The sequence below is a fragment of the Actinomadura rugatobispora genome (genome assembly GCF_042656285.1).
Classification (GTDB): Bacteria; Actinomycetota; Actinomycetes; order Streptosporangiales; family Streptosporangiaceae; genus Spirillospora; species Spirillospora rugatobispora.
The window spans coordinates 1-25,720 of sequence record NZ_JBHSON010000099.1 but is presented as its reverse complement, the minus strand read 5'-3'; the positions used below and the strand labels follow the sequence as shown (position 1 = coordinate 25,720).

Below are 25,720 nucleotides of genomic sequence, written 5' to 3'. Positions count from 1 at the left end.
GGACCAGGAGGAACCGTCCGTGAATCCCTGGTCCGGCCACACATGGTTCACCCGTGGTAGGAGGTCATCTCGACGCCGTTGCGGATGTCCCTGTTGTACTTGTCGAGGCTGTTGGCGGCGAACGTGTTGTAGTACTGCGCGTAGGTCTTGGACATCTCCCCGATGGGGTCGCGGTTGGGCGGTACCGCCGAGTCGAGCAGCGGCCGAATCAAATCCTGCATTTCGCGCTGTCCGATGGTGACCTGGTTGAGCCTCTTGATGGGGTCGGCCGGTTTATCGGTCCGGAGGTCCACTGGCACCACCTCCAGCGGCACCTTGCCGTTGCGGACGGCGGACTCGAGCATCGACAGCGTGGCCTCCGCTTCCAGCGCGGTCTGGGTGTACTTGTCGCTGCCGTTCGGCAGCTGCACCTCGACCGTCGGCGAGGTCACGCCGGCACGCACGTCGGCCCGGTAGATCTCAGTGCTCGAACCGATGATCGACTTGGCGTAGCCCGACCATTTGAACAAGTTGCCGACCGTCTCCTTGGCGAGGCCGGACCAGAGGGTCTTGGCGTTGGTGGAGCGGAACTCGGCATCGGTGCGGGCTTGCTGCTCGTTGCCGGTGCGGTCCATGGCCTCGTTCAGCATGCCCGCGTCATACAGAGCGCGCAGCTTGCCGTTGGCACCGCCGTATGTGGACGCTTTGTTCTGGCCCGTGGTGATCTGCTCGGTGACATAGCGCTGCAGATTGGCGTACTCGTACGCCTCCACCCCGGTGCCCAGGTGCCACGCCGCCTTCTCGTCGCCGGCGATCAGTTCGAAGAAGCGGGCGGCGTCGCCCTCGCCGACCTTCAGGTTGCCCCCGGCGTAGGCGGTCACCGTGGGATCCGTCATCTTTCCCTTGTCGGCGGAGATGAAAGCGGCGTCGGCTCCCTGGGGGTTGGGCACGACATCGGCGGCGAAACTGTCGAGGTGGTGGATGGCGATCTTGGCGAATTCCTTGGCCACTTCGGGGTTGACCATGCCCACCGAGTGCATGTCCGAGCCGATGTCGGCGAGGGCGGGGTACAGGCCGTTGTCCGCGTCGGTGACGGTCTCGATCAGGGCGGCCGCGGCCTCACCGGCGAGCTGCCGCCGCACGTCGTCGGTGTCGTCCCGGTCGTTCGTGCTCTCCTCGTAGATCCAGTCGGTGAGGCCGGTGACGGCCTTGCCGCCGTCGCTCCAGTCGTGGGAGTACAGCGACTTCAGCAGGTCCGGGGTCGGCAGACCCAGCTCGCCCGGATCGTGGTCGCCGGTGAGAAGCGCGTGGTTCGCCTCGATGTTGCGGGTGGCGACGTTCAGCATCGTGATCGCGGGCTTGTCGTCCCACCCCTGCCGCATGTCCGGGTGCGGGTTGTTGAGACTGTGATCGAGGTAGTAAGAGGTGGCGGAGACGAGCTGGGTGGAGAACTCCTTGCCGCCGGCATACTGGTGATCGCCACCGAGCAGCTGGCTGAGGGCTTTGTAGTTCTGGCTCCAGGCGTACTGGATCGTCCTCCCGTCGCCTTCTCCGACCGGGACGCCCTTGAACAGTTCGTGGATGACCGGCGGCAGCTTGTCATAGCCGCCGCCGACCTTCTCGTCGGACAGCAGCAGCAGGCCGCCGCCGAGCGCGTTGATCGTGTCACGCTGGAGGAGCGGGTCGTCGCCAAGGCTCTTGTCGCCCTTGCCGTTGAGGAAGCCGGGGAGCGTCTTGAACAGGTCGGGGCCGAGCGCGCCGTAGAAGCTCTGCAGGTACTGGATGGTCCTCGGGTCCAGTTGCCCGCCCTGCGCCGTGCGGAAGGTTCCCGCCTGCACGGCGGCGTTCAGCGCCGCGATCATGGCGGCGTACTCGGTGTCGGGCGGAAGCTTGCCGGTCGTGTAGGCCTTGAACTTCTCGGCGTCCGCCGCGGCGAGTTCCGGGTTCAGCGGCAGCGGGGCCTCGGCACCACGGATGTTGAACGGTGCCCAGGACAACGCCCCGGCCTCGACCAGGTACCTCACGTTCTCCGGGGTCGGTCCGGCGGTGAGCCGGTTGCCGAGGTCCGCGGCCGTCTGCTGCAGGGTCGACCAGGCGCTGTCGATCTGCTGGTTCAGATATCCGAGCTTCTCCTCCGCGGCCACCTCGAGGTCTTCTCTGTTGAAGGTGGGGCCGCCCGCCCCTTTCACCGCCTGCTGCGAATCCTTGGGAAGGGTCTGCTCGTAGAGCGTCAGCTCCGACCCCACGACACCGAAATTATTGCCCTTGGCGGTGTTCCACTCGTCGATGAGCTGCTGCCGGCGCGCCTTGAAGTCCCGGACGGCCTTGGCCCATGCCAGCGTGACCCCGGCACCGAAGTAGACGGCCTCGACCGCCGTCTTCCAGTCCTCGACGTTGTATCCGGTCTGACTGGTGATCTCGCTCGCCACCAGGGAGGTGAAGTTGAGCGCCGAGCTGTCCAGCGTCGCCCTGAGGTCACCGGAGCGTCCGATGATGCGGCCGGCGGTCGCCCAGAACAGGTTCGCCGCCGCCTCGATCAGGGCGGGGTCCGCCGCGGTGTCCGTTGGCTGGAATTCCCTCATCACTGCCCCCGGGGGATCTCGTAGTTGAGGTTCCGGAGCAGCGCCTGAGTGGCGCTCATGTCGCCGGTGATGGTCTGGTCGGTCTGCCCGACGTGGGTTCCGGCGGCCACGATGTTGCCGCTGAGCGTGACTCCGTGCGTCTGCACGCGGGCCATGGCCGACACGTTGGCCTCGCAGTAGGCCAGGTAACCGCGCTGGATGGGCGCCTCGACCGCCCGGATGTTCGTTTCCGACACCACCATCTGGAACTCCATGACCAGTTGTTCGAAGGTGCCGGCCAGTTCCTCCGCCACATTCCCCTGGGTCACCGCCTGGCCCGGATTGGCCCCGACCTCCGCCATGACGCCCCCTTCACACGTTTTTGCGGGGAGCGTAAGCGATCTCCGGGGCCGTACCGTGAGCGCCCGGTGAACATTTCTCCGAGCGAAGTTCACCCCGTGGACACCTGCCCTTAATCGACCATCGAACCGTTCGGGTACGGGCCCTTCGGAATTACCGAAGGGCGGGGATCGGCTCCCATCCCCTACGGATCCGCGCTGGGGTACCGTCGGCACCTTCACTTCGCGGGCGCGCTCCACACGAACCGGGGGGAAGGTGTTCACCCGTGCGTCGCCCGGCGCTCATCTTGATCGAATTGGCTTTGCTCGGCGTGTCCTGGTCTGGATACCGGGGCGATCGAATGCGATCGGGAGGCGGCATGGGGGCCGAATTCATCGGGCTCACCCAGGGCGGGGCCCTGGGGCAGGGCGGCGACCAGCTCAGCGCCGAGGCGCGGAACCTGCTCGCCCAGGTGCAAACGCTGGGCGCGGACATGGAGCGGGCCGGGGAGGCGATCCAGGGAGCGGGGCTGTCCTCGCTGAACGGGGCGATCGGCGAGCTGATGACCCGCTGCGGGGAGCTGATCCGCTGGTGCGACCAGAACGGCGTCAAGCTCGTCACCGCCAACAACGACGTCGGCCAGACCGTCACGCAGACGGTCGACGACTTCAGCGCGGCCAAGGGCCAGTTCACCTCGCTCGAGCGTCCCATCACGGCCTGAGAGGACATCGCATGGGCAACAACGGAGGCTTCGAGGTCTACGGCAACTCCGGCAAGCTGACCGGGCTGGCCGGAGACCAGGCCCACCACCTGGGCCGGCTGCGCGCGCTGCTGACCGCGATCGACGGGCAGGCCCGCACGACGCTGAGCCAGTGGGAGGGCGCGGGCAACGAGAGCGCGACCCGGCTGTTCAACGAGTACGAGCAGCACTTCAACCAGGTGAACGCCGCGTTCCAGAGGCTGGTCACCACCACCGAGAGCGCCGGGACCCAGTACGGCGCGCTGGCCCGGCGGCTGGACGGGATGTTCTGAGCGATCCGCCGTCCGCCTTCCAGGCGACGCCGTCGGCCGAGCGGTACGTCCTGCAGGCCGACGCGCTGCGCCGCCGCCAGCTGAACGGCGCGCTGCTGTACGGGTCGGGCCGCAGCTGGCGCCGCCGCCAGCGGATCTGGCCCGCCGTGGTGGCCGGGGTGGTCGTCGTGTCCGTCGTCATCGGCGCGCTCACCCTGGCCGCCGCGTTCCAGCGGCAGCAGGAGCTGAACCGGGAGCAGCAACTGCGCGACGGGGTCGCCGCCTTGTCCCGGCCGTCCGGGTAGCGAGAGAGAGAACGTGTCAGTGCGGCAGCAAGGGACCGGGGTGCCGGTCCGGGCGCGGATCGGCGGCTGGGCCACCGCCACGGTGATCACCCTGGCGCTGCTGGCCAGCCTGCTCGGCGGCGGCCGGATCGGGCACGCCACCGCGGCCTCGGACGGCAGCGCCTGGCTGTGGAGCCGGCCCGGCGGGACGGTGAGCAAGGTCAGCGCGCAGACCGGGCAGGTCGAGCGCACCCTCCAGGTCCCCGGATCGGGCGGTCACCGGGTGCGGGTCACGCAGAACGACCGGCACCTGCTGATCCACGACCTGGACACCGGCCGGGTGTCGTCGCTGGACCTCAGCGCCCTGGGGCTGTCCGGGCAGGCCGACGTCGGCCTGCGCGGCGACCCGCACCTGGCGATGGGGAACGGCGCCGCCGCCGTGATCGAACGGACCGGCGGGGAGGTCCGCGCCGTCGACCCGGCCACGCTGCGGCCGACCGGGGCGGTGCTGCGGCTGCCGGGGCCTCTGGTCGGCGGCGCGTTCGACGGCTCCGGCGTGCTGTGGGTGGCGCTGCCGCAGCAGGGCACCGTCACCGGGTTGAAGATCACCGAGCGGGGTCCGAAGGCGGTCCGCACCGTCGAGGTCGCCGAACCGGGCCGGGACCTGGCGGTCACCGTCCTGGACCAGGGCGCCCTGGTGGCCGACCGCGGCGGCCGGGACCTGGTGGTGGCGAGCGGCGAGGCGACCCGCCGGCTGACCGCGCCGGTGGCCCTGGCGGGCGCGATCATGCCGGAGCGCACCCATGGCGCGCTGGCCGCGGTGACCGTGCCCGCCGCCGGGGCCGTGGTCACCGTCGCGGACGTGCGCAAGGGCGGTCCGATCCGCTCGTTCCGGTTGAGCGACCCCGTGCAGGAGCCCGCGGTGCCGTTCTCGGGCAAGGTGTACGTGCCCGTGCGGGAGACCGGCCAGGTGCGGGTGCACGACCCGTCCGGGCCGCAGACGGGCGTGCTGACGATGCCGTCCGGGCGCGGCGACATCGAGCTCCAGGTGCGTGAGGGCAGCCTGTTCGTCAACGCGCCGGGCGGCAGGGACGCGCAGGTCGTGGGCTCGGACGGCCAGGCCCGTCCGGTCGGCAAGGACGGGCTCGGCACCGGGCCGGGCGGCGACGGTCCCGGTGTCACGCGGCCCGGGGCGCCACCGCCGCAGGTGGCGGCGCCGCCCGCGGTGCCGAACTTCCCCGAGCCGGTGGACACGCGGAGGCCCGTCGTCGATCTGCGCCCGCGCGTCCCGGAGGACGAGCCGTCCTCCAGACCGTCGGCAGAGCCCGAGGAGCGGCCGTCGCCCAAGCCGTCCGGGGAGCCGAGCCCGAAGGCCGCGCCGCGGGAGCGGTCCGCTTCGCCGTCGCCGGAGGGGAAGCCGTCCACGGAGCGGCCTCGCTCGTCGACGCCGACGAACCCGAATCCGGCACCGCCGCCTCCCCCTCCGCCTCCGCCGCCTCCGGCGACCAACCCGTACACGCCGCAGCAGGTCTGCGGCAGCGGCTACAAGGTGCAGCGGTCCTCGTCGTTCGCGGGCGGGCACGTCTACCAGCTCTACAGCGCCGCCACCAAGAACAACTGCGCGGTCGCCATGAAGACCTCCAGCATCGGCACGGCGACCCCGGCGTGGGTTCGGCTGGAGAGCCAGCGGGGCGCGAAGGTCGTCTCCGACAGCGGTTCCTTCAAGTACTACGCCGGGCCGGTGTACGTGAACGCGCCCGGCGACTGCGTCCGGTACTCGGGCGGCGCGAACGGCGGCAGCGCCTCCGCGGGCTGGGCCAACTGTGGCTGATCCGCTCCGACGCGCACGATCGAGAGGAGAAGGGTGAGCGCCCCCACGGCCGTGTCCCCCACCCCGGCAGGCACCGTGACCGAGGAGGAGGCGGTGCTGGCGGCCGACGCCTTCGACCGGATGGCGGCGGCCATCGAGTCGGCGGCCCGCTGCGCGCCCGCGACGGTGCGGCTGGTCCTGACGGCGTTCGCGACCGGCGGGCACGTCCTGCTGGAGGACCTGCCGGGCATGGGCAAGACGACCCTGGCACGGGCTCTGGCGGCGGTCACCGGCGGCACGTCCCGGCGCGTCCAGTGCACGCCCGACCTGCTGCCGTCCGACATCACCGGGGTGACGATCTTCAACGAGCGCAGCCGGGAGTTCGAGTTCCACCCCGGCCCGGTCTTCGCCAACGTCGTCATCGTGGACGAGGTCAACCGGACCTCGCCCAAGACGCAGTCGGCGCTGCTGGAGGTGATGCAGGAGGAGCAGGTCACCGTGGACGGCACGGCGCATCCGGTGCCCCGTCCCTTCCTGGTGGTGGCGACGCAGAACCCGGTCGAGATGGAGGGCACCTTCCCGCTCCCCGAGGCGCAGCTCGACCGGTTCCTGATGCGGCTGTCGCTCGGCTACCCGGGCGAGGAGGCCGAGCTGTCGCTGATGCGCGGTTCGTCCCTGACCGCCCCCGGCGACCTGAGTCCGGTGCTGGACGGCGAGCAGGCGTCGCGGCTGGGGCTGATCGCAGGCCGGGTCACGTTCGCCGAGCCGGTCTACGAGTACGTGCTGCGGCTCGCCCAGCGCACCCGCCGCCATCCGAGGCTGCGCGCCGGGGTCTCGATGCGGGCGACCATCGCGCTGTGCCGCGTCGCGCGGATGCACGCCCTGGCCGACGGCCGCCCGTTCGTCACGCCCGACGACGTCAAGGCGCTGGTGACTCCTGTGTGGGGGCACCGGCTGGTGCCGCTGTCGGGCCTGGCCACCGCCGACGAGGCCGCCGAGCTGCTGGACGGCGTACTGGGCGAGGTCCCGGCTCCGGGCCCGCACGAGAACCCGCGCTAGCGGTGGCCGCCGGGTCGCCCCGCCCCACCGCCCGCGGCTGGGGGCTGCTCGCCGCCGGCGCCGGCCTGTGCGGCGGCGGTCTCGGGTTCGGGTATCTGGCGCCGGCCGTCCTGGGGGCGCTGGCCCTTCCCGCCGTCGCGGCGGGGCTGCTGCTGGCCGGCCGGTCCCGTCCGGTGGACGTGCGGCGGCGGTGCCCGGCCGTGCGCGCCCGGGCGGGCGAACCCGTGACGATCACCTTGGCGCTGGACCGCCCGCGGCCGTCCGAGGTGGTCGAGCGGGTGGCGGGGCCCGACGGCGAGGCGGTGATCTCGCTGGGGACGGCCCGCGCCCGGATGCGGTACGAGGTGGCGGCCGGGCGGCGCGGGGTCGTGAAGGCGGGCCCGCTGCGCCTCGTCCGGACCGATCCGCTGGGGCTGGCGCGGACGTCCTGCCCCGCCGACGACGTGCCGGTCCGGGTGCTGGTCCATCCGCGTCACCATCCGCTCGCCGCCGTGCCCGCGGGCGGCACGGGCGGGCGGGACACCTCGACGGCGGCGACCCGGGCGAGCGAGGGGGCCTTCGCGGGGTTGCGCGATCACGCGCCGGGCGACGACGTCCGCCAGGTGCACTGGCGGACCTCGGCGCGCCGGGGGCGGCTGGTGGTGCGCGAGCAGGCCGACGCCGTCCAGGCGGGCGTGACCGTGCTGGTGGACGACCGTCACGGCCCCGCCGAGCTGGACGAGCTGGCCGAGGTCGCGGCCTCGATCGTGGAGCACCACCCCGCCGTCCCGGTCGAGCTGCGGCTGGCCTCCGGCGCCCTGTCGCCCGCGACGGCGAGCCGGACCGCGCACCTGGACCTGCTGGCGGAGGCCGGGGCCCTGCCCGGCGCCGACTTCGCGGCGGCGTGCGGGCGGCTGCGCACCGGGTCGGGCCGGGTGGTCGTGCTGCTCCCGGGCGCGGCGGAGGAGGACGTACCTACCGCGCTCGCGGCCCTGACCGGGCGCACGGCGCTCTCGCTGGTGGGCGTGCTCGGAACGGCGAGCGGCGTGGAGCCCCCGCGTGGCGTGAGACTCCTGGAAGCGCCCGACGCGGCGGCGTTCACCGAACGCTGGAACCGGACGCGGTGGTGGGCGCGATGAGCCGCGTCCGCGCCCTGGTGGAGGCGCTCGCGATCGTGGCGGCCTCCGGCGCCGCGGTCCCGCTGCTGGCGGCCGGTTACGACAGCCCGCGACCGGTGGGGGCGGTGCTGCTCGCCGCCGCCGTGACCGCGGTCGCGGTGACCGCCGGGACGTATCGGGCGCTGCCGAGGTTCGGTCCCGCCGTCGCGCTTCCGGCCGGGCTGCCCGTGGCGTTCGCCGGGCTGGTCGCGCTGGCCGCCTTCCGGCCGGGGCCGGTGCGGGAGCCGGTGCCCGGCGCGCTGGACGCCGTCCTGCATTCGGGCGCCCGGATCCTCACCACCGCCTCCCAGGCACCGATGACCGTGGACCTGGTCGCGTTCCCGCTGCTGGCGGTGTGGCTGGCGGGCGCGACCGGCACGGCGCTGCGCCGAGACGGACGCGGTCTGCCCGCGCTGCTGCCGGGAACGCTGCTGCTGGCGGGAGCGGCGGCGCTCAACCCGGACGCGGACGGCCCCGGCTACTGGTCGGCGGCGCTGCTCGCCCTCGCCGGGGTGGTGCTGCTCGTCTTGTCGCCGCCGGAGCGTTCCTCCGCCACGGCGGCGGGGATCACGGTCCGGGTGCTCGCGGACGGCCCCAAGCCCGCCCCCGGCGGGTTCCGGACGCGCCGTGGTGCAGCGGGGGCTGCGCTGGCCTGCGCGGTGGTCGCTCCCGTGCTCGCCGTGGTCGTGGCGGCGCCCGGCGTCCTGAACGCTTGGCCGGTACGGGCGGCCGACCCGCGCACCGTCGTGGACTCCCCGGAGGAGCCGCGCGAGGTGCGCAATCCGCTGGCGTACCTGTCGGCGTGGGCGGCCGATCCGGACCGTCCCCTCATGACGGTGCGGGGGCCGCGCACCAGCCTTCGGTGGGTGGCGCTCGCGGAGTTCACCGGGCCGACCTGGCTGCCGGACAGTTCGTACCGGCCGTCGGGGCCTTCGGTGCCGTCCGCCAAGGTGCGGCCGCCGCGTGCGACGCGCACGTCGGTGGAGGTCTCTGTCGGAGACCTGCCCGGTGACTGGGTGCCCGTCCCTGGGACGCCCACCCGCATCGACGGGCTCGACTTCGGCTACGACGAGGTCTCCGGCACGGCCCTGTCCTCGGCCGGCCCCATGACGGGCAGGACGTACCGCGCGGCGGGTTCCGTCCCCGACTGGTCTGGCGGTGAAGCCTCTCGGGCGACGCCCGCGCTCGGTCCCGGTTTCGAGCGGTACGTGCGGCTGCCGCAGGGCGCGCCCGCGCGGCTGGCCGACATCGCCCGCAAGGCCGCCGGGGACGGCACCCCGCACCAGCGCGCCTCCCGCCTGGCCGAATACCTCCGCGAGAGCTACACCTTCGGGTCCGCGGCACGCGGCGGGCACGGCTACGCCGACCTGAACGAGTTCCTCGTGGAGCCGGGACGCAAGGGCGGCGGCGGGACGTCCGAGCAGTTCGCCAGCGCGTTCGCGGTCCTGGCGAGGGCCGCCGGGCTGCCGAGCCGGATCATGGTCGGGTTCGGGCCGGGCACCGGGGGCGACGGCGGGCGCGTGGTCCGCACCGGGGACGCCGTGGCCTGGGGAGAGATCTACTACGAGGGTCTCGGGTGGGTGTCGTACGACCACAACCCGCGCGTGCGCTCGGCGGCGGCCGCCCGTCCAGGGGGCGATGAGGGCGCTTCCGGCGGGACGGGCCCGCGCGGCGGCGTGCAGACCCTGACACCGCCTCGTGCTGCGGCGACCGGCACCCGTCCGGGATCGTCCGTGTGGCCGGTCGTGGGAGGCGCCGCCGCAGCCGTTCTTGCGCTGTACCTCGTCGTCGTACCGTTGCTGCGGTGGCGGCGGCTCCGGCGGATGCGCCGGGTGAAAGGCCACGCTCGGCAGGCCCTGACCGCCTGGACGGAAGTGCTGGTCGCGATGCGTCTCGCCGGTGTCCCGGCCTCAGCCGCCGCGACCGCCTCCGAGGTGGCGGGCCACCTTGAGCGCTCCCTTCCGGGCACGGACGCGCCACGGCTCAGGCGGATGGCCGGGATCGTGAACGCGGCGGGCTTCGGCGGCCCGGTCACGGCGGCCGACGCCTCGTTCGCGGTCGCGTCGGCGCGTTCTCTGATCGGCGCGCTGCGCAGATCGCTGCCGTGGTGGCGGCGGGCGTCGTGGTGGTGGGACCCGCGCCCGCTGCGGTGGCCGGCTCAGCCCCGCTTGACCCGGCGGGTGCAGACGGGCTCGGCGTGGGCCACGCGGTCGACGTCCACGACCGCGACCACGGTCAGGCAGTAGTCCACGCTCGGATTCAGCGCGGTGACCACGACCTTCTCCGTCCCGGCCGGGGCGCTCGCCAGCGTGGACGCCGGACGGCCCTCAGGGCCGCCCACCACGTAGTGGGCCGCCCTGCCCCCGCTGCGGTCCTCCCAGGACACCTCGATCGACACCCGGCCGTCGACGATCCGCACCCGTCCGGGCAGGTACTCCTTGGCCGGACGGACCGCGGTCGGCGTGGAGGTCGGCACCGACGGCGCCGCCCGGGGCGGCTCCTCGGCCGTCCGCCCGCCGGAAAGCAGGCCGGTCACGCCGATCCCGGCCCCCACGACCGCGAGCGCGACCACCGCCGCGACCACCGGGCCGACGCGGCGGCGCGGACGTGACGGCCCTCCTAGCGGCCCTCGCCTGCGTTCGGTCGCTTCCGGCGCGGGCTCGGCCGCGCGGTGGCCGTCGTCGCCGCCGATGCCGTCCTCGCCCCACGACCAGCCGGGAAGCCGGTCCCAGTCACGGGACGGCCCCGGAGGCGGTGGCACCGGGCGCGGCGGTTCGGCGGGCGCCGGGAGTTCGCCCAGGCCGTCGGCCAGCGTCCGGACGAACGCCGCCGCCGACGGGAAGCGGTCGCCGGGTTCGGGCGCCGTCGCGGTGCCCAGCGCGCTCACCAGCCAGCCGGGCACGTCGTCGCGAGGCAGCGGCGGCACCGGCTGGTTCAGGGCGCTCTTCCGGATCGTCCACAGGTCGTCGCCCGTGTAGGGCGGACGCCCGGCCAGCAGCGTCCACAGGGCCGCGCCGAGGCCGTACACGTCGGCCGCCGCCGTAAGCCGCTGCCGCCGCAGCGCTTCCGGGGCGGCGTGCGCGGCGTCGACGCGGTCCAGGTCGACCGGGTCCAGCACTCCGAGGGCGGAATGGGCGGCGAGCCCGCGCAGAGTCGCCGCGCCCGTCAGCAGCGGGCCGTCGACGCCCCGGAGGATGTTGCCCGGATGCACATCGCCGTGGACGAGCCCTTCGTCGTGAAGGGCCTGCAACGCCCTTCCGGCCGCGGCGGCCACCTCGACCGCCTGCCGGACGGGCATGGGTCCCCCGCCCGAGTAGGTGGTCCCGTCATGGTGCGGCAGCGTCACGTACCGGCGCCCGGTCGTGGTCATGCCGGTGCCGAGCACCGTGAGGGCGCGCTCGTCGCGGGACGCGCGGCCGAGCGCGTCGAGGTCGTCCTGCGGGATCTGCCCGCCGTCGCGCTGCACCCGCACCGTGACCGCGTCCCCGGACTCCTCGTGGACGGCCCGGTAGGTGACCGCGCCCGCGCTGCGGCGGATCACCGACAGCTCGCGGTACCCGGGCAAAAGGCTCGGTGCGTCCCCGTCGCCGGACATGGCGGCGCCCTCCCCTTGGTACCGCTCGGCAGGCCACCGTCCAGTGTGCAGGCGCGGCCGGAGCCGCACGAGACGCCGGGCGGCACGAACGTGATCATTCGGCCTTCCGTCACCGTCCGGGCGACGGACGTCCACCGCGCGTTCACCGTCAGCGGACGTGCGCGCCGCGGTTCGCCGGGATGGCGGGAAGGCTCGGGCCGTCCGCGACGGGCCTGCCCGCCGGGCGGACGGTGGCCAGGAGGACCACCGCGGCGATCAGCTGGACGCCCATGACGATGGCCTGCGTGACGGGCGCCTGGACGCTCAGCAGGACCATCGTCAGGTTGGTCGCGAAGTGCACCGCGACCGCGGCGAGGACACCGGCGCGCTCGTAGGCGTAGCAGACCAGCATGGCCATCGGGACGGCGCTGACGGCGAAGAGCACGCCGCTGGGGCTCGTCACGCCCAGCTGGTTCTGGACGGTCCCGTCGATGAAGAACAGCGGCATGTGCCACACGGCCCAGATGACGCCCAGGATCAGGCTGACCTGGAAGCGGTTCAGCGAGGCGCGCATCCTCGGGTAGGCGGTGCCGCGCCAGCCCGGCTCCTCGGCCAGCGGGCCGGCGACCAGGATGTTGACGAGGAACGCCACGGGGCCGCCCGGGTAGGTCGTCATCACGTCCTTCGCGTCCTCCAGGCTCGGCGCGGGGCCGCCCGCCGCGTGCGCCACGAACGCGGCCCCCAGGACGAGCGCCGAGGCCAGCGCCAGCAGCAGCGGCGTCCAGCCCAGGGCCGCCGGCCGGAACCGGACCGCGTGTTCGGGGACGGGCTCGCCGCGGCGGGCGCGGCGGATCCGGATCACCAGGGCGGCGATCAGAGGGCCGAAGGCGCCGAACACGTGGAACGCGAGCGTGGGAGGCTTGGTCGAGGATCCGCCGATCCCGATCGCCACGGCCCAGGACGCCCAGCTCAGGGCGAAGGCGATGGCCATGAACAGGACCAGGTCGTTCCGGTACCGGCCGGGGGCGGCGGGGCGTGCGTGTGAAGCGGTCATGGGTTCCCTCTGTCGGTGTCCACTGTCTTGCGTGCGTGCAGGCGGGGGTCAGGAAGAGGTCGTTCTCTCCTCGGCGGGCCTCTCCCCGGGAGTCGCGTCCAGTCGGCGGGTGAGCCAGGTGGCGATGAGCGCCAGGAGGTCGGGGTCGACCGGGCCGCGCAGGAGGCGGCGGTAGGAGCGCACGGTGTGGTGCCCCGGGTCGTGGCGCAGCACGTGGGTGAGGCCGGGGACGCGATGGATCTCGGTCGGGCCGGGCACCAGCCGCTGGATCTCGTCCAGGTCCGCGGGATCGATCTGGACGTCCTTGTCGCCCGTGACGGCCAGGACGGGAGCCCGGATGGCGGTGAGATCGTCGCGGGTGTCGTGGACGAGCATCTCGCGCATCCAGCGGGCGTTGACCGGGAGCCCCGCCACGCGCGCCACGTCCGTCCGGGTCTCCTTGAGCCGGGCGAGGACCCGGCCGCCCAATGCCCGCAGCGGCCGCCGCAGGAGGCGGACGGGGGCGGGCATGCCCTGGAGGATCGAGCGGGCCTGCCAGCGGAAGGCGTCCTCGCCCAGGCGGGCGTATCCGGCCAGCAGCACCACCGCCCGCACGTCGTGGCGCGCGCCGAGGGCCATGGCGTGCAGGGCGCCTTCGCTGTGGCCGATGACGCCGACGGCGTCGGCACGGACGGCGGGGTGCCCGGCCAGGGCGCGCAGGGCGGCGGCGGCGTCCTCGCGGTTGTCGGTGAAGCCGGTGGCCTGCCACCGGCCGGGCGTGGCGCCCGCGCCGCGCCGGTCGTAGCGCAGCGTGGCGATGCCCTTCTCCGCGAGGGCGGCGGCCAGCGGGGGGCCGAGGTTCGCGGGGAGCTTGGGGGTGTTGCCGTCGCGGTCCAGGGGCCCTGAGCCGTGCAGGAGCAGGACGGCGGGGTGCGGACCGGGGCCCGCCGGCAGGGTCAGGGTGCCGGCCAGTCGGGTCCCGTCGTCGGCGGTGACCGTCATGTCGGTGTCGGGCAAGACGTCGCCTCTCGTTTTGTTCTCAACTCTGAGAACGTTATCAGGCATGAGATCATGAAGTCATGGCGACCGCGAACCTGCTCCTCCACCCCGTCCGGCTGCGCATCCTGCAGACCCTCGTCGGCGCCGACGAGATGACCACCGCCCAGCTGCGCGAACGGCTGCCCGACATCCCCCCGGCCACCATGTACCGGCACATCGCCACCCTCACCCAGGCCGGCATCCTGGAAGTGGTCCGCGAACGACCCGTCCGCGGCACCGTCGAACGCAGCTACCGCGTCCGCCAGGACGAGGCCCTCGTCGACGCCGACGCCCGCGCCACCATGACCAAGGAGGACCACCGGCAGGCGTTCGCCGTGTTCACCGGGGCCCTGATGGCCGACTTCGACCGCTACCTCTCCCGCGACGACGCCGAACCCGCCCGCGAAGGCGTCCTCTACCGGCAGGGCGCGGTATGGGTGACCGCCGACGAGTTCGCCGCGCTGGTCGAAGAGATCGAGGCCGCCGTCGCCCGCCGCACCCGGACCACCCCCGGCGACGGCCGCACCCGCCACCTCCTCAGCCTCGTCTTCGTCCCCGACAAACCCGACGTCGAGAGCCCCCCGGGCGACGAACCTTGAACGCCCGGTTGCCTTACGCTGCATGGGTGATCGTGTCGGGGGAGACCGGGCGAGTGCTGGTGGTGGACGACGATCCCACCGTCGCCGAGGTCGTCGCCCGCTACCTGGTGCGCGACGGTCATCGGGTCGAGTGCGTGGCCGACGGGCGCGATGCTCTGCGGCGGGCTCTGGAGGACCCGCCCGACCTGGTCGTCCTCGACCTCATGCTGCCCGGTCTGAACGGTCTCGAGGTGTGCCGCAGGCTCCGTGAGACCTCCTCGGTGCCGGTCGTGATGCTGACCGCGCTCGGTGAGGAGACCGACCGGCTGGTCGGTCTGGAGACCGGCGCCGACGACTACGTCACCAAGCCGTTCAGTCCCCGGGAGCTGGCCCTCCGGGTGCGGTCGGTGCTGCGCCGGGCCCGCGGCCTGGTGGTCCCCGCCGGTACCGGGGTGCTGCGCGACGGCGACCTCAGGGTGGACGCGCTGGCGCACGGGGCCGAGCTGCGGGGCGCCCCGCTGAGCCTGACCGCCCGCGAGTTCGACCTGCTGGCGTTCCTGATGCGCCACCCGCGGCGGGTGTTCACCCGGGACGAGCTGCTGGAGCGGGTGTGGGGCTGGTCGTTCGGCGACACCGCCACGGTCACCGTCCACACCCGGCGGCTGCGGGAGAAGATCGAGGACGACCCGACCGCGCCGCGGCGGATCGTCACCGTCTGGGGCGTCGGCTACCGCTACGAGCCCGCCGGCGCAGGGGAGGCGCCGCCGTGATCCCCCTGTCCGACCTGCTGCAGGTGGTCTGGTACGCGGCCGTCGCGGCGCTGGGCGTCGCCGCGGCCGGGCTGGCGCTCCTCCACCTGCTGCGCGGCCGGTCCATCGCCGTCCAGCTCGGCCTGGTCGGCGTCGCGACGGTGCTGGCGACCGTCTCCGGCATCGTCGTGATCACGTTCATGATGGTGCTGAACGACCACGACCAGTCGGTGGTGCTCGCCGTCGTCGCCGCCTCCGGCGCGGTCGCCGCCGGGGTGTCGGTGCTGCTGGGCCGCCGCCTGGTCGCCGCCAACCGCGTCCTGGTCGCGGCCGTGCGCGCCGATCCGTACCGGGTGCCGGGCGCCCGCCTGCCCGCCGAGCTGGCCGAGCTGGCGCGCGAACTGGACGACGCCTACCGGCGGCTGGCCGAGGCCCGCGCCCGTGAACGGGCGCTCGAGTCCAGCCGCCGCGACCTCGTCGCCTGGGTCAGCCACGACCTGCGCACGCCCCTGGCCGGGCTGCGGGCGATGGCCGAGGCGCTGGAGGACGGCGTCGTGGCCGACACCGAGACCGTGGCGCGCTACCACGGCCGCATCCGCGTGGAGGCCGACCGCCTGTCGGAGATGGTGGACGACCTGTTCGAGCTCTCGCGCATCCACGCCGGGGCGCTGCGGTTGTCGCGGCGGCGGGTCGGGCTTCAGGACCTGGTCGCCGAGGTCGTCACGGGCACCGAGGCGCTGGCGAAGGCCAAGGGCGTCCGGCTGCGCGGCGAGGTCCGGCGCCGCACCCCCGTCGAGGTGGACGCGGGTGAGATGGAACGGGCGCTGCGCAACCTGATCGTGAACGCGATCCGGCACACCCCCGAGGACGGCACCGTCGAGATCACCGGCGAGGTGGACGAGGGCATGGCGTGCGTGAGCGTCGCCGACGGGTGCGGCGGCATCCCCGAGACCGACCTGCCCCGGGTGTTCGACGTGGCGTTCCGCGGCGAGAGCGCCCGCACCCCGGGCGGCGGCGCGGGCCTCGGCCTGGCCATCGCGCGCGGCATCGTGGAGGCGCACTCCGGGCAGATCGGCGTGGCCAACGCGGGTCCCGGCTGCCGCTTCGTCGTGCGCCTCCCGCTGGCCCCCTGACGGCGGCGGGCCCGGCCGTCTCCGTCCCTCGGGTCAAATCGTCGGCGGCAAATCTTACGAGGTTCGTACGGGATGGGCTCGGGCCGCGTTTCCGTACGTCCGCCCCCTTACGTTCGTCGCATGCGAGTGCTGCTCACAGGTTCGGCCGGATTCATCGGCTCGCACGTCGCCGAGGCCCTCGCGGCCTCTGGGCACGAGGTCCGCGAGCTCGATCTGCGCGCGGGCGAGGAAGCCGGAGACGTACGGGACCCCGAGGTGGTGGCGCGCCGCCTGCGCGGCGTGGACGCGGTCTGCCACCAGGCCGCGATGGTCGGCCTCGGCGTGGACGTGTTCGATCTCCCGGCCTATGCGGGTGTGAACGTGCAGGGCACGGCGGTGTTGCTGGCCGAGATGGCCCGTGCGGGGGTGCGAGGGCTCGTGCTGGCGTCGTCGATGGTCGTGTACGGCGAAGGCGCCTACACCTGCGACGTCCATGGGAACGTCCGGCCGGGCCCACGGTCGGAGACGGATCTGCAGGCAGGACGCTACGAGCCGGCGTGCCCCGTGTGCGAGAACCCTCTAGAACCCGGGTTCGTCCATGAGGAGGCCGCCCTCGATCCGCGCAACGTCTACGCCGACACCAAGGTGGCCCAGGAACATCTGGCCGCATCCTGGGCGCGCATGACCGGGGGCAGGGTCGCGGCCCTGCGCTACCACAACGTGTACGGCCCACGGATGCCCCTGAACACGCCCTACGCGGGGGTGGCGGCGCTCTTCCGTTCGCGGTTGGAGCGCGGAGAACCGCCGTTGGTGTACGAGGACGGGCGGCAGCGACGCGACTTCGTCCATGTGCGCGATGTGGCCCGCGCCAACGTCCTCGCTCTGGAGTCGCTCAAAGACAGGAGCGAGGGTGAGTCGCGGGCGTACAACATCGCCAGCGGTACCCCTCGTTCCATTGCCGAGATGGCTCACGCGCTGGCCGAGGTGTACGGCGGCCCAGAGCCGCAGGTGACCGGTGGTTACCGCCTGGGCGATGTGCGCCACATCGTGGCGACCCCGGAGCGCGCGCGGAACGAACTCGGTTACACGGCACACGTGCCTTTCGCCTCGGGCATGGCCGAGTTCGCCAACGCGAAAGCGGGCGCCGACCGGTGAACGACGTCGTCGATGTCATCCTGCCGTGCCTGAACGAGGCGGAGGCTCTGCCCTGGGTGCTGTCACGGATGCCTGCCGGGTTCACGCCCATCGTGGTCGACAACGCCTCCACCGACGATTCGGCGGAGATCGCGCGAGGCCACGGCGCGGTCGTGGTGGAGGCTCCGCAACGCGGGTTCGGTGCCGCGTGCCATACCGGCCTGCTGGCGGCCTCGGCGGACGTGGTGTGCTTCATGGACGCCGACGCCTCCCTTGACCCGCGGGAACTGCCCCGCGTCGTGGCGGCTCTGGAGACGTGCGGGCAAGGCCCGGGCCTGGTGCTCGGGAGGAGGCGCCCGTCAGGACGGGGCGCCTGGCCGTTGCACGCCCGCCTCGGCAACGCCGTCCTGGCGCGTTCCCTCAACCGGAGGGCCGGAACGGCCCTCCACGACCTCGGCCCCATGCGGGCCGTCCGGCGAGCCCGGCTGCTGGACCTGGCGCTCGCCGATCGCCGTTTCGGCTACCCGCTGGAGATGGTCCTGAAGGCCGCCGCCGCCAGCTGGGCGATCACCGAGGTCGACGTGACGTACCGCCCGCGCCGAGGCCGCTCCAAAGTGACCGGCACCGTCGGCGGGACCGTACGGGCGGTCCGCGACATGCGCCGCGTGCTGGCCGAGGTGACTCCGTGAACGCCGACCTGGTCGTCATCGCCAAGGAGCCCGTGCCAGGACGGGTCAAGACGCGGCTGACCCCCGGATACACGGCGGAGGAAGCCGCCCTTCTGGCCGAGGCGGCCCTCGCCGACACGCTCGCCACCGTCGCGCGCACCCCCGCCGGGGCCCGGATCCTCGCGCTGCGGGGCAGCCCCGGGCCGTGGCTGCCGCCCGGCGTGCGGGTGATCCCGCAGCGTGGCGACGGCCTCGACGAACGGCTCGCGCACGCCTTCGACGACGCGTACGAGGGGCGGCCCATCGTCCTGATCGGCATGGACACCCCGCAGGTCACGACCGCTCTCCTGGAACGGGCCGGACGGGCTCTGGAGCACCGCGGCGCGGTGTTCGGCCCGGCGGAGGACGGCGGTTTCTGGCTGCTCGGCCTGGCCCGTCCCGACGCCGCGCTGCTGCGCGGCGTGCCGATGTCGCGTCCCGGCACCGGGCGGGCCCAGCTCGACCGGCTGCGTGCGGCGGGACTGACCGTGGCCGAACTGCCCCGCCTCACCGACGTGGACACCGCCGCCGACGCCGCCAGGGTCGCCGCGCTCGCCCCGCACGGCCGGTTCGCCGCCGCCGTCCGGGCCGTCCGGAACGGCGAGGCCGGTACCGGGGAGGCTCTCCGGGCGGGCACGGAATGATCGGGGAGCTGTACGAGCGGGCCCTCGAACGGCGCGACGGCCTGGAGGTCGAGGTCGAGGACGGCGCGGGCCGCCGCAGTCCGCTGCCCGTCGGGGAGTGGATGTCCCTGCGCCCCGGCGACGCCGGCCTGCTCGACCGGTGCGACGGCCCCACGCTGGACGTCGGCTCCGGCCCCGGACGGCTCACCGTGGCGCTGACCGAGCGCGGGCTGCTTGCCCTCGGCATCGACGTCGCCCCGTCCGCGGTCGCGCTCACCGTCGCGGCCGGCGGCCTCGCGCTGGTCAGGGACGTGTACGGCCGGGTGCCCGGCGCCGGGATCTGGACGACCGTGCTGCTGGCCGACGGCAACATCGGCATCGGCGGCGACCCGTCCGCGCTGCTGGGCAGGGCCTTCGACCTGCTCGCGCCGGGCCGCGGCCGGGTGCTGGTGGAGGTGCTGGAGCCGGGGACCCGCTCGCGCGCCGGACGGCTCCGGCTCCGCACCGGCCGGATCGTCGGCGGATGGTTCCCGTGGGCGTGGGTGTCGGCCGACGACGTCATCGGGCTCGCCGCCGCCCACGGGGCGGAGGTCACCGAGGTGTGGGAGGAGGCGGGCCGGTGGTTCGCGTCCCTGAGCCGCTGAGCCGGGTCCGCGGCCGGGCGGCCTTCACGAGCCGGCTGCATGACGAGCGGGTGGCGGCCTGGCTCGGCATCGCGCTCGGCCTGTCGTTCGCCACGGCGTTCGTCACGGGCCTGATCAGCCACTTCATGCAGCACCCGCCCGGCTGGATGGTGTGGCCCTCCCGTCCGGTGAACCTCTACCGGTTCACCCAGGGCCTGCACGTGATCGGCGGACTCGCGACGATCCCCCTGCTGCTGGCCAAACTGTGGACGGTCTATCCCAAGCTGCTGCAGTGGCCGCCCGTGCGCTCCGCCGGGCACGCGATCGAACGGATCCTGGTGTTCGTCCTGGTCGCGGGCTCTCTGTTCCAGCTCGTCACGGGGCTGTTCAACATCGCCTACTGGTATCCGTTCCCGTTCTTCTTCCCCACGGCGCACTACTGGACGGCCTACATCCTCATCGGAGCACTGGTCGTGCACGTGACCAACGAGTGGGCCAAGGTACGGCGCACGGTCATGACCCGTCCGGAGGACGGCCTGGGACGCCGCGGTTTCCTGCTGACCGTCGCCGCCGCCGGGGGGATCGTCACGTTGACCACGGTCGGCGAAGCCTTCTCGCCCCTCGCCAAGCTCGCGGTACTCGCACCCAGGCGTCGCGGGGTCGGTCCACAGGGACTACCGGTCAACAAGTCGGCGGCCGCCGCGGGCGTCACGACGGCAGCCCGTGACCCCGATTACCGGCTTCTCGTCACAGGCCGCGTCCAACGCGAACTCGCCCTTTCCTTGGACGACCTCAATGCGCTCCCGTCCCATACGGCGCGACTGCCGATCGCGTGCGTGGAGGGGTGGAGTGCGGGAGCCACCTGGACGGGGGTGCGGCTACGCGACCTCCTCCACATGGCAGGTGTCTCCGAGGACGCGCGCATACGGATCGAGTCATTGGAGCGCGGCGGCCTCTACCGAACGTCCTGGGTCGACCCTCCCCATTGGAACGACCCTCTCACCCTGCTCGCGCTCCAGGTGAACGGCGCGCCTCTCGACCTCGACCACGGCCATCCCTGCAGGCTCATCGCGCCGAACCGCCCCGGGGTGATGCAGACCAAGTGGGTGTCCAAGGTGACGGTCGTATGAAGAGGCGCATCCTGGGTCACGGGGTGGGCGGGGCGCTCATCGCCACCGGCCTGTGGGGCCTTGCCAGGGAATCCGACGTCGATCTCGTGGGCTGGGCGGTCTGGTTCGGGGGAGCGGTCCTCGCCCATGACGCGGTCCTGGTCCCGTGCGTGCTCCTCGTAGGAGCGGCCACCACGCGCCTGCCCCGCTCCTACCGGCGGCTTGTGCAGGGCGCGCTCATGGTGGGCGGAACGGTGACGCTGGTGGCGTTGCCGTTCGTGCTGGGCCTGGGGCGGCGCGCGGACAACCCGTCCATCCTGCCTCTCCCCTACGGCCGCAACCTTCTCATCGTCCTGGCCGCTGTTCTCGCCCTCGCCGCTTGCATCGCCCTGTGCCAGGGAATCCGCGGAAGGCGTTCCCATGGCGACCGGTGAGCTCGAACGGCAACGGCATCACCCCCAGAGCAGGACCCACCTGTATGGGCGGATCGCGATCACGGCATGGGCCCTGCTCATCACCGGCGCGTTCGTCGCCGGCGACATCCTCAGGAGGTCTGGGCTCGCCACCGAGGACGAACTGCCCCCCTTGCACGCCGCACCCCGCCTGCTCACCTGGCAGATCGTCCCCGCCGCCTGCCTGGGCGGGGTCGCCGTGGCCATGCTGCCGCCCCTTGCGCGACGGCTGCCCTGGCGGGTTCTGCTGCCGGTGTCCTGGGCCGCGTCCATGGTGTGGACGGTCGCGCTGGCCCTCAGCGACGGCCCGGACGCCCTGCACCGTCCACTGGACGCCCCCACCGAGTACCCCGCGGGACTCGACGCCGTCCGGGCGGACCCCGCGGAATGGCTGCGAACGTTCACCGAGAGACTCGGCGGCTACACCACCCACGTGCGCGGCCACCCGCCGCTTCCCACCCTCGTGCTGTGGGCCTTGGAGGAGACCGGTCTGCGCGGTACGGGCTGGTCCTCCGCACTCATCGTCGCGACCGGGACGTCCGCCGTCATGGGCATCGCCGTCACCGCCCGCCACGTCGCCGGTGAGCCACTCGCCCGGCGTGCCCTGCCCTTCCTCGTCCTGGCGCCGCTCACACTGTGGATCGCCACGGCAATGGACGCCTTCTTTCTCGGTGTCGGCGCCTGGGCCACAGCCCTCACCGCCATCGCGGCCAAACGCGGCAGCCTCGTCGCAGCCGCAGGAGCCGGTCTCCTGCTGGGCACTCTGCCGTACCTCAGTTACGGCCTGCTGCCCTTGTTCGCCCTGCCTCTCGCGGTCGTGATCCTGCTTCGCCCAGGCCGTCGCGTCCTCGCCGTACTGCTGTGCTGTGCCGCGGTCGCGCCCCTGGCCTTCAGCACGGGCGGCTTCTGGTGGCCGGACGGTGTCGCGGCCACCCACGAGACCTACCTCATCAGCCGAGGGTCGGCGCAACGTTCCTACGCCTACTTCGTCATCGCCAACATCGCTGTGCTCGGCCTACTGGTCGGCCCTGCGACGGCCTACGCCCTGCCGGCGGTGTTCTCACAGCGCCGTCCCCTGGCCTGGCTTGTGGGGGCAGCCCTGCTGGGCCTCCTCGCATTGGACGTGTCGGGCGTGACAAGGGGAGAGGTGGAACGCATATGGGTGCCCTACGCGGCGTGGGTCGTCCTCGCCTCGGCCCAGCACGATCCACCCGCACGCAGATTCCTGGCCGCGCAGGCGGGGTTGACCCTGGCGATCCAGGCGCTCGTCCACTCGCATTGGTGACGCCTGGAAGGAGCGAGTTCCTCAAGGAGTAGGCGAAGCGCTCGGAATCCCCTCCAGGTGCCGGACGACGAGTTCGGCGGTCTCCTGGAGATCGACGAGCGGACGCCGAACGCACCGGCCCGGCTCGGCCTGCCAGCGGAACTGCCCCCCGAGCACCCAGACGTTCAGGCCCCGCAGCTCGACCACGAAAACGCCTTCGTCACCGCTGCTTCGTGCCCCGCTGTAGCCGCGTTCGCCGAGGTTGAGAAGGAGGCACTGCGCGGCCGTGCCCGGCTGGACCTCCAGGTTCAGCCCCGGCCAGTCGGACGGCAGCGGCAGCGCGAACCAGACGGTCTTTCCGGGGGTGCGCTGCACGGACAGGCGTGACCGGGACGGGGCGGTGCTCCACTCGGCGGTGAACGCGGCGAGCAGCCCCAGTCCCTTGCCGTGCTCGTCGAGCAGCCCGGTACCGGAGGCGCGGGGAAGGGCGCCCCTGGCGCAGTCGAACACCGAGACGACCAGCTGCGGGGCGGGGATCGTCCGCGCCCAGATCCACAGCTCGGGCGGGGTGCAGGAGCCGAGCGGCTCCGGCCGCGCGTGCCGGAGCGCGTTGGTCGCGGCCTCGGAGACCGCGAGCCTGCCGTCCTCGATCACGTCCCGCCGCAGCCCGAGCCGGGTCATGACCTGCTGGAGCAGGGAGCGCGCCGCGGCCGGCCCGCTCTCATCGGAAGGAAGCCGCCAGGCGCACATACCGCCGGCGGCCAGGTTGGGGGTGTGAGAGATCACCATCCGGGAGCCACCTCCATCCCGCGCGGACAAGTGATCAGTCAGTCACCGTCCGTATCGACTTGGGGTTCACATAGTGCGCTGCCGACACAGAACTCCGCAACGGTTTCAGATAATGACATCAAGATCTTTTTTGCAAAGGTGCGAAATCGCTTGTAGCCCGACTACGGAGCGGGCATGCTCGATCACATGACAGCCAGACCGCCGACCATCCGTGAGCGCCGACTCGCCAGCGAACTACGCAGGTTGAGGGAGACGTGCGCACTTCTCAAGCTCGAAGAAACCGCCGAGAAGTTGGGGTGGAGCAAGACCAAACTGTCTCGTATCGAGAACTCGTTGCGTCGGGTCTCTCCGGCAGAGGTTCAGCAGATCCTCGCCGTCTACGAGATCGACGGCCCGCGATCCGATGCGCTCGTCCGCTTCGCTCGTTCGGCGCGACAGCGCGGCTGGTGGGACGCCTATGCGAACAGTCTGCCCGCCGACTACACCACCTACATGGGTCTTGAGGCCGAAGCCGAGTGGCTCAATGCCTACAGCATGGGAATCATCAACGGGCTGATGCAGACCGCTGATTACGCCATGCATGCGACCAAATCGGTACTGATGCGCTTCGCGCCCGCGTCTGATGTCGAGCGACGAGTCGCAACACGGATGACACGACAGAAGGCTTGGTCGGAGCGCGAGGAGCCGACCCGACTCTGGGCGATCACGGACGAGACGGCGCTCAAACGCGTCATTGGCAGCCCCGACGTGATGCGTGACCAGTACCTACGCCTGATCGAGTTGGCTGCACTGCCCAATGTGATGTTCCAGGTCATGCCGTTGCACGCCGGGGGACACCCGGGCGTGGTCGGCAGCTTCACGGTCATGGGGTTCCCTGAGCGTTTCACCCCGGAAGTCGTGTATGTCGAGAACATGACCAGCGCTCTGTACATTGAGGACGAGAGGGAGGTTCACACGTACTCCCTCGCGTTCGAGCAGATGGGAGCGATGGCCCTCAGTCCTGAGGAGTCGCTGGCCATGCTCGAACGACTTGCCGGACAGTGATTGCCAGGAGGACGAAGTGTCCGATCTCGATCTTGCTCAGGGCGTCTTCCGCAAGAGCAGCTACAGCGGCTCCGATGGTTGCGTGGAAACCTGTGTCATCGGCTCACGTCGTCTTGTTAGAGATTCCCAGGATCCGGACGGCGGGTGTGTGGTGTTGCACGGTGCGGCCTGGAACACGCTGCTGTCGAAGATCAAGCAAGGAACGTTCGACCTTTAGCAGAACGTCTGCGGCCCCTGCATCCGTGCGGATGCAGGGGCCGTCACGCTGTCGCCTCCTTCAAGGCCCGACGACGCACCGCCGCCAACGAGCGGTGCCGGGTGCGCTCAATCGCCGCACGGTGATCGAGCGCACCGCCGGCGGGGAGGCGACGGAAAGGCATCCTCAGAGCACCACCGCGGTGGGGTTCGGACCTGTCGGCGGGAGAGTGTCCAGGAGTGTCCATGAATACCCGCGCGTACCCATGGCGGCGTGCCGTCACAGTGTCCGAGCAGCGAGAGTCGATTGCATGTTCGAATACTGTCACTTAAAGTGTTCGTCATGTCGCGTACCGCTTCCGGTGGTGTGGCCGCCGAGACGGCGCCCCGCCACGCCGCCCCCGGCCGCACAACCCGCCCCCCAGGCGGCGGGGTGCGTCCGGTCGCGGCGCCGTTCGTGGCGGCGGGCCCGTCGGGGGTGGCGGTGCGTGACCGTCTCAAGGGCCTGACCGCTGCCGACGAGCGGGTGCTGCGGCTGGTGGGGGCGCATCTGGGGTCGCTGGCCGCGCGGGATCTGAAGGTCCGGTGCGGCGCCGGCCTGGACCATGATGCGGATCGGTGGGCGGCGCGCAAGCGGGAGCTGACGCAGGTGTCGTCGGCGCGGTGGGCCGGTTCGATCACCAAGGCCACCCATGACCAGTGGGCCCTGGCCCGCCGCGCCCAGCACGCCCACGTCCAGGGCCTGGAGGCGGGGGTGCGGACGCTGGAGCACCGGCTGTCCCTGCCGATCGGGGCCGAAGGGACCAGGCGCGCCCCGGGCGGGTACCGGTCCCGGCGCGAGTGGTTTCACAAGTCCCGCCGCCTGGGCATCCTCAAAGACCGGCTCACCCGTGAGCGGGCCGACCGGGACGCCGGGATCGTGCACGTGGTCCGCGGCGGCAAGAAACTCGCCCGCACCCGCCACCAACTCGAGAACGCCGGGCTCACCGAGCGGCAGTGGCGCCAGCGCTGGGAGGCCCGGCGATTGTTCCTGGCCGCCGATGGCGAGAGCGGGAAGCGGTACGGCAACGAGACCATCCGCCTCACCCCCGGCGGGCAAGTGTCCCTCAAGCTCCCCGCCCTGCTGGCCCATCTGGCCAACGCTCCGCACGGCCGCTACGTCCTCACCGCCCGCGTCGCGTTCCGGCACCGGGGAGCCGAGTGGGCCGACCGCATCGCCGCCGACCGTGCCGTGGCCTACCGCATCCACCACGACCCCGAACGCGACCGCTGGTACCTCACCGCGTCCTGGCAGCGCACCCCCGCCCGCACCCTCCCCCTCCAGGCGGCGTGCGCGCGGGGCGTGATCGGAGTGGACACCAACGCCGACCACCTCGCCGCCTACCGCCTTGATCCGCACGGCAACCCTGTCGGTGACCCGAAACGCTTCGGCTACGACCTGTCCGGCACCGCAGACCACCGCGACGCCCAGGTGCGGCACGCCATCAGCCGGTTGCTGCACTGGGCCAAGCGGTGCG

General features: G+C 72.6%; 25 protein-coding genes. 19 read left to right on the top strand and 6 right to left on the bottom strand.

Annotated features, from left to right (window positions below; translation table 11 throughout):
- Window positions 1–47: 47 nt before the first annotated feature.
- A complete protein-coding gene (locus ACFPZN_RS45395) occupies window positions 48–2,561 on the bottom strand; it encodes a TPR repeat domain-containing protein (RefSeq protein WP_378289350.1) in 2,514 nt (837 codons plus the stop codon).
- A complete protein-coding gene (locus tag ACFPZN_RS45390) occupies window positions 2,561–2,902 on the bottom strand; it encodes a hypothetical protein (RefSeq protein WP_378289348.1) in 342 nt (113 codons plus the stop codon). The genes ACFPZN_RS45395 and ACFPZN_RS45390 overlap by 1 nt, the downstream gene beginning before the upstream one ends.
- A 356-nt stretch (window positions 2,903–3,258) precedes the next feature.
- On the opposite strand from ACFPZN_RS45390, the gene ACFPZN_RS45385 reads away from it, so the two are divergent.
- The 6 genes from ACFPZN_RS45385 to ACFPZN_RS45360 all read left to right on the top strand — a co-directional run bounded on the left by ACFPZN_RS45385 (window position 3,259) and on the right by ACFPZN_RS45360 (window position 10,425).
- A complete protein-coding gene (locus tag ACFPZN_RS45385) occupies window positions 3,259–3,600 on the top strand; it encodes a hypothetical protein (RefSeq protein WP_378289346.1) in 342 nt (113 codons plus the stop codon).
- 11 nt (window positions 3,601–3,611) lie between these two features.
- Complete coding sequence (locus tag ACFPZN_RS45380; protein ID WP_378289344.1) at window positions 3,612–3,911, top strand: WXG100 family type VII secretion target; 300 nt, start codon at window positions 3,612–3,614, stop codon at window positions 3,909–3,911.
- A 303-nt stretch (window positions 3,912–4,214) separates the two neighbouring features.
- The gene (locus tag ACFPZN_RS45375; protein WP_378289342.1) at window positions 4,215–6,005 is read left to right on the top strand and encodes a YncE family protein; all 1,791 of its coding nucleotides are present in this window, start codon (window positions 4,215–4,217) and stop codon (window positions 6,003–6,005) included.
- Window positions 6,006–6,038: 33 nt separating this feature from the next.
- Window positions 6,039–7,043, top strand: a complete 1,005-nt coding sequence (locus ACFPZN_RS45370; protein ID WP_378289340.1) for an AAA family ATPase — start codon at window positions 6,039–6,041, stop codon at window positions 7,041–7,043.
- A 2-nt stretch (window positions 7,044–7,045) separates the two neighbouring features.
- Complete coding sequence (locus tag ACFPZN_RS45365; RefSeq protein ID WP_378289338.1) at window positions 7,046–8,161, top strand: DUF58 domain-containing protein; 1,116 nt, start codon at window positions 7,046–7,048, stop codon at window positions 8,159–8,161.
- Entirely contained in the window at window positions 8,158–10,425 is a 2,268-nt protein-coding gene (locus ACFPZN_RS45360; RefSeq protein ID WP_378289336.1) for a transglutaminase TgpA family protein, read from the top strand. Before ACFPZN_RS45365 ends, ACFPZN_RS45360 begins: the two co-directional genes overlap by 4 nt.
- Here ACFPZN_RS45360 and ACFPZN_RS45355 read toward each other — a convergent pair.
- The 3 genes from ACFPZN_RS45355 to ACFPZN_RS45345 all read right to left on the bottom strand — a co-directional run bounded on the left by ACFPZN_RS45355 (window position 10,338) and on the right by ACFPZN_RS45345 (window position 13,803).
- Window positions 10,338–11,774, bottom strand: a complete 1,437-nt coding sequence (locus tag ACFPZN_RS45355; RefSeq protein WP_378289334.1) for a serine/threonine protein kinase — start codon at window positions 11,772–11,774, stop codon at window positions 10,338–10,340. The genes ACFPZN_RS45360 and ACFPZN_RS45355 overlap by 88 nt on opposite strands.
- 148 nt (window positions 11,775–11,922) lie before the next feature.
- Window positions 11,923–12,807: a CPBP family intramembrane glutamic endopeptidase gene (locus ACFPZN_RS45350; protein WP_378289332.1), complete on the bottom strand. Its 885-nt coding sequence runs from the start codon at window positions 12,805–12,807 to the stop codon at window positions 11,923–11,925.
- Window positions 12,808–12,855: 48 nt separating this feature from the next.
- Window positions 12,856–13,803, bottom strand: a complete 948-nt coding sequence (locus tag ACFPZN_RS45345) for an alpha/beta hydrolase (RefSeq protein WP_378289330.1) — start codon at window positions 13,801–13,803, stop codon at window positions 12,856–12,858.
- Window positions 13,804–13,865: 62 nt separating this feature from the next.
- On the opposite strand from ACFPZN_RS45345, the gene ACFPZN_RS45340 reads away from it, so the two are divergent.
- The 10 genes from ACFPZN_RS45340 (at window position 13,866) to ACFPZN_RS45295 (ending at window position 22,196) form a co-directional block, all read left to right on the top strand.
- Window positions 13,866–14,423, top strand: coding sequence for a helix-turn-helix domain-containing protein (locus tag ACFPZN_RS45340; RefSeq protein WP_378289328.1), 558 nt, complete (start codon window positions 13,866–13,868; stop codon window positions 14,421–14,423).
- A 26-nt stretch (window positions 14,424–14,449) separates the two neighbouring features.
- A complete protein-coding gene (locus ACFPZN_RS45335; RefSeq protein ID WP_464043868.1) occupies window positions 14,450–15,172 on the top strand; it encodes a response regulator transcription factor in 723 nt (240 codons plus the stop codon).
- Complete coding sequence (locus ACFPZN_RS45330; protein ID WP_378289326.1) at window positions 15,169–16,284, top strand: sensor histidine kinase; 1,116 nt, start codon at window positions 15,169–15,171, stop codon at window positions 16,282–16,284. The genes ACFPZN_RS45335 and ACFPZN_RS45330 overlap by 4 nt, the downstream gene beginning before the upstream one ends.
- A 120-nt stretch (window positions 16,285–16,404) precedes the next feature.
- Window positions 16,405–17,418 carry an NAD-dependent epimerase/dehydratase family protein gene (locus ACFPZN_RS45325; protein WP_378289324.1) on the top strand — a complete coding sequence of 338 codons (1,014 nt, stop codon included), beginning with the start codon at window positions 16,405–16,407 and terminating at the stop codon, window positions 17,416–17,418.
- The gene (locus tag ACFPZN_RS45320; protein WP_378289322.1) at window positions 17,415–18,086 is read left to right on the top strand and encodes a glycosyltransferase family 2 protein; all 672 of its coding nucleotides are present in this window, start codon (window positions 17,415–17,417) and stop codon (window positions 18,084–18,086) included. Before ACFPZN_RS45325 ends, ACFPZN_RS45320 begins: the two co-directional genes overlap by 4 nt.
- Complete coding sequence (locus ACFPZN_RS45315; RefSeq protein WP_378289320.1) at window positions 18,083–18,748, top strand: TIGR04282 family arsenosugar biosynthesis glycosyltransferase; 666 nt, start codon at window positions 18,083–18,085, stop codon at window positions 18,746–18,748. The genes ACFPZN_RS45320 and ACFPZN_RS45315 overlap by 4 nt, the downstream gene beginning before the upstream one ends.
- Window positions 18,745–19,371 (top strand): methyltransferase domain-containing protein, encoded by a 627-nt coding sequence (locus ACFPZN_RS45310; protein ID WP_378289318.1) that lies wholly within the window; start codon window positions 18,745–18,747, stop codon window positions 19,369–19,371. Before ACFPZN_RS45315 ends, ACFPZN_RS45310 begins: the two co-directional genes overlap by 4 nt.
- Window positions 19,347–20,480, top strand: coding sequence for a molybdopterin-dependent oxidoreductase (locus ACFPZN_RS45305; protein WP_378289316.1), 1,134 nt, complete (start codon window positions 19,347–19,349; stop codon window positions 20,478–20,480). The genes ACFPZN_RS45310 and ACFPZN_RS45305 overlap by 25 nt, the downstream gene beginning before the upstream one ends.
- Window positions 20,477–20,893: a hypothetical protein gene (locus ACFPZN_RS45300; RefSeq protein ID WP_378289314.1), complete on the top strand. Its 417-nt coding sequence runs from the start codon at window positions 20,477–20,479 to the stop codon at window positions 20,891–20,893. The genes ACFPZN_RS45305 and ACFPZN_RS45300 overlap by 4 nt, the downstream gene beginning before the upstream one ends.
- Window positions 20,880–22,196 (top strand): hypothetical protein, encoded by a 1,317-nt coding sequence (locus tag ACFPZN_RS45295; RefSeq protein ID WP_378289312.1) that lies wholly within the window; start codon window positions 20,880–20,882, stop codon window positions 22,194–22,196. The genes ACFPZN_RS45300 and ACFPZN_RS45295 overlap by 14 nt, the downstream gene beginning before the upstream one ends.
- A 21-nt stretch (window positions 22,197–22,217) precedes the next feature.
- Here the strand turns inward: ACFPZN_RS45295 and ACFPZN_RS45290 are convergent, their stop codons facing one another.
- On the bottom strand, window positions 22,218–22,964 hold the full coding sequence (locus ACFPZN_RS45290; RefSeq protein ID WP_378289310.1) for an ATP-binding protein: 747 nt from the start codon (window positions 22,962–22,964) through the stop codon (window positions 22,218–22,220).
- Window positions 22,965–23,138: 174 nt separating this feature from the next.
- Between ACFPZN_RS45290 and ACFPZN_RS45285 the strand changes: the two genes are divergently transcribed.
- The 3 genes from ACFPZN_RS45285 to ACFPZN_RS45275 all read left to right on the top strand — a co-directional run.
- The gene (locus tag ACFPZN_RS45285; protein ID WP_378289308.1) at window positions 23,139–24,008 is read left to right on the top strand and encodes a helix-turn-helix domain-containing protein; all 870 of its coding nucleotides are present in this window, start codon (window positions 23,139–23,141) and stop codon (window positions 24,006–24,008) included.
- 16 nt (window positions 24,009–24,024) lie between these two features.
- Window positions 24,025–24,225 carry a DUF397 domain-containing protein gene (locus ACFPZN_RS45280; RefSeq protein ID WP_378289306.1) on the top strand — a complete coding sequence of 67 codons (201 nt, stop codon included), beginning with the start codon at window positions 24,025–24,027 and terminating at the stop codon, window positions 24,223–24,225.
- 321 nt (window positions 24,226–24,546) lie between these two features.
- On the top strand, window positions 24,547–25,720 hold a 1,174-nt coding region (locus tag ACFPZN_RS45275; protein ID WP_378289304.1), incomplete at its 3' end, for an IS200/IS605 family accessory protein TnpB-related protein.

Excerpts from the sequence above, each read along its gene's own strand:
- ACFPZN_RS45385 (WP_378289346.1), top strand. The coding sequence starts at position 3,259 with ATGGGGGCCGAATTCATCGGGCTCACCCAGGGCGGGGCCCTGGGGCAG.
- ACFPZN_RS45310 (WP_378289318.1), top strand. The coding sequence starts at position 18,745 with ATGATCGGGGAGCTGTACGAGCGGGCCCTCGAACGGCGCGACGGCCTG.
- ACFPZN_RS45360 (WP_378289336.1), top strand. The coding sequence starts at position 8,158 with ATGAGCCGCGTCCGCGCCCTGGTGGAGGCGCTCGCGATCGTGGCGGCC.
- ACFPZN_RS45285 (WP_378289308.1), top strand. The coding sequence starts at position 23,139 with ATGCTCGATCACATGACAGCCAGACCGCCGACCATCCGTGAGCGCCGA.
- ACFPZN_RS45325 (WP_378289324.1), top strand. The coding sequence starts at position 16,405 with ATGCGAGTGCTGCTCACAGGTTCGGCCGGATTCATCGGCTCGCACGTC.
- ACFPZN_RS45395 (WP_378289350.1), bottom strand. The coding sequence starts at position 2,561 with ATGAGGGAATTCCAGCCAACGGACACCGCGGCGGACCCCGCCCTGATC.
- ACFPZN_RS45300 (WP_378289314.1), top strand. The coding sequence starts at position 20,477 with ATGAAGAGGCGCATCCTGGGTCACGGGGTGGGCGGGGCGCTCATCGCC.
- ACFPZN_RS45290 (WP_378289310.1), bottom strand. The coding sequence starts at position 22,964 with ATGGTGATCTCTCACACCCCCAACCTGGCCGCCGGCGGTATGTGCGCC.
- ACFPZN_RS45390 (WP_378289348.1), bottom strand. The coding sequence starts at position 2,902 with ATGGCGGAGGTCGGGGCCAATCCGGGCCAGGCGGTGACCCAGGGGAAT.
- ACFPZN_RS45340 (WP_378289328.1), top strand. The coding sequence starts at position 13,866 with ATGGCGACCGCGAACCTGCTCCTCCACCCCGTCCGGCTGCGCATCCTG.
- ACFPZN_RS45350 (WP_378289332.1), bottom strand. The coding sequence starts at position 12,807 with ATGACCGCTTCACACGCACGCCCCGCCGCCCCCGGCCGGTACCGGAAC.
- ACFPZN_RS45380 (WP_378289344.1), top strand. The coding sequence starts at position 3,612 with ATGGGCAACAACGGAGGCTTCGAGGTCTACGGCAACTCCGGCAAGCTG.
- ACFPZN_RS45355 (WP_378289334.1), bottom strand. The coding sequence starts at position 11,774 with ATGTCCGGCGACGGGGACGCACCGAGCCTTTTGCCCGGGTACCGCGAG.
- ACFPZN_RS45295 (WP_378289312.1), top strand. The coding sequence starts at position 20,880 with ATGGCGACCGGTGAGCTCGAACGGCAACGGCATCACCCCCAGAGCAGG.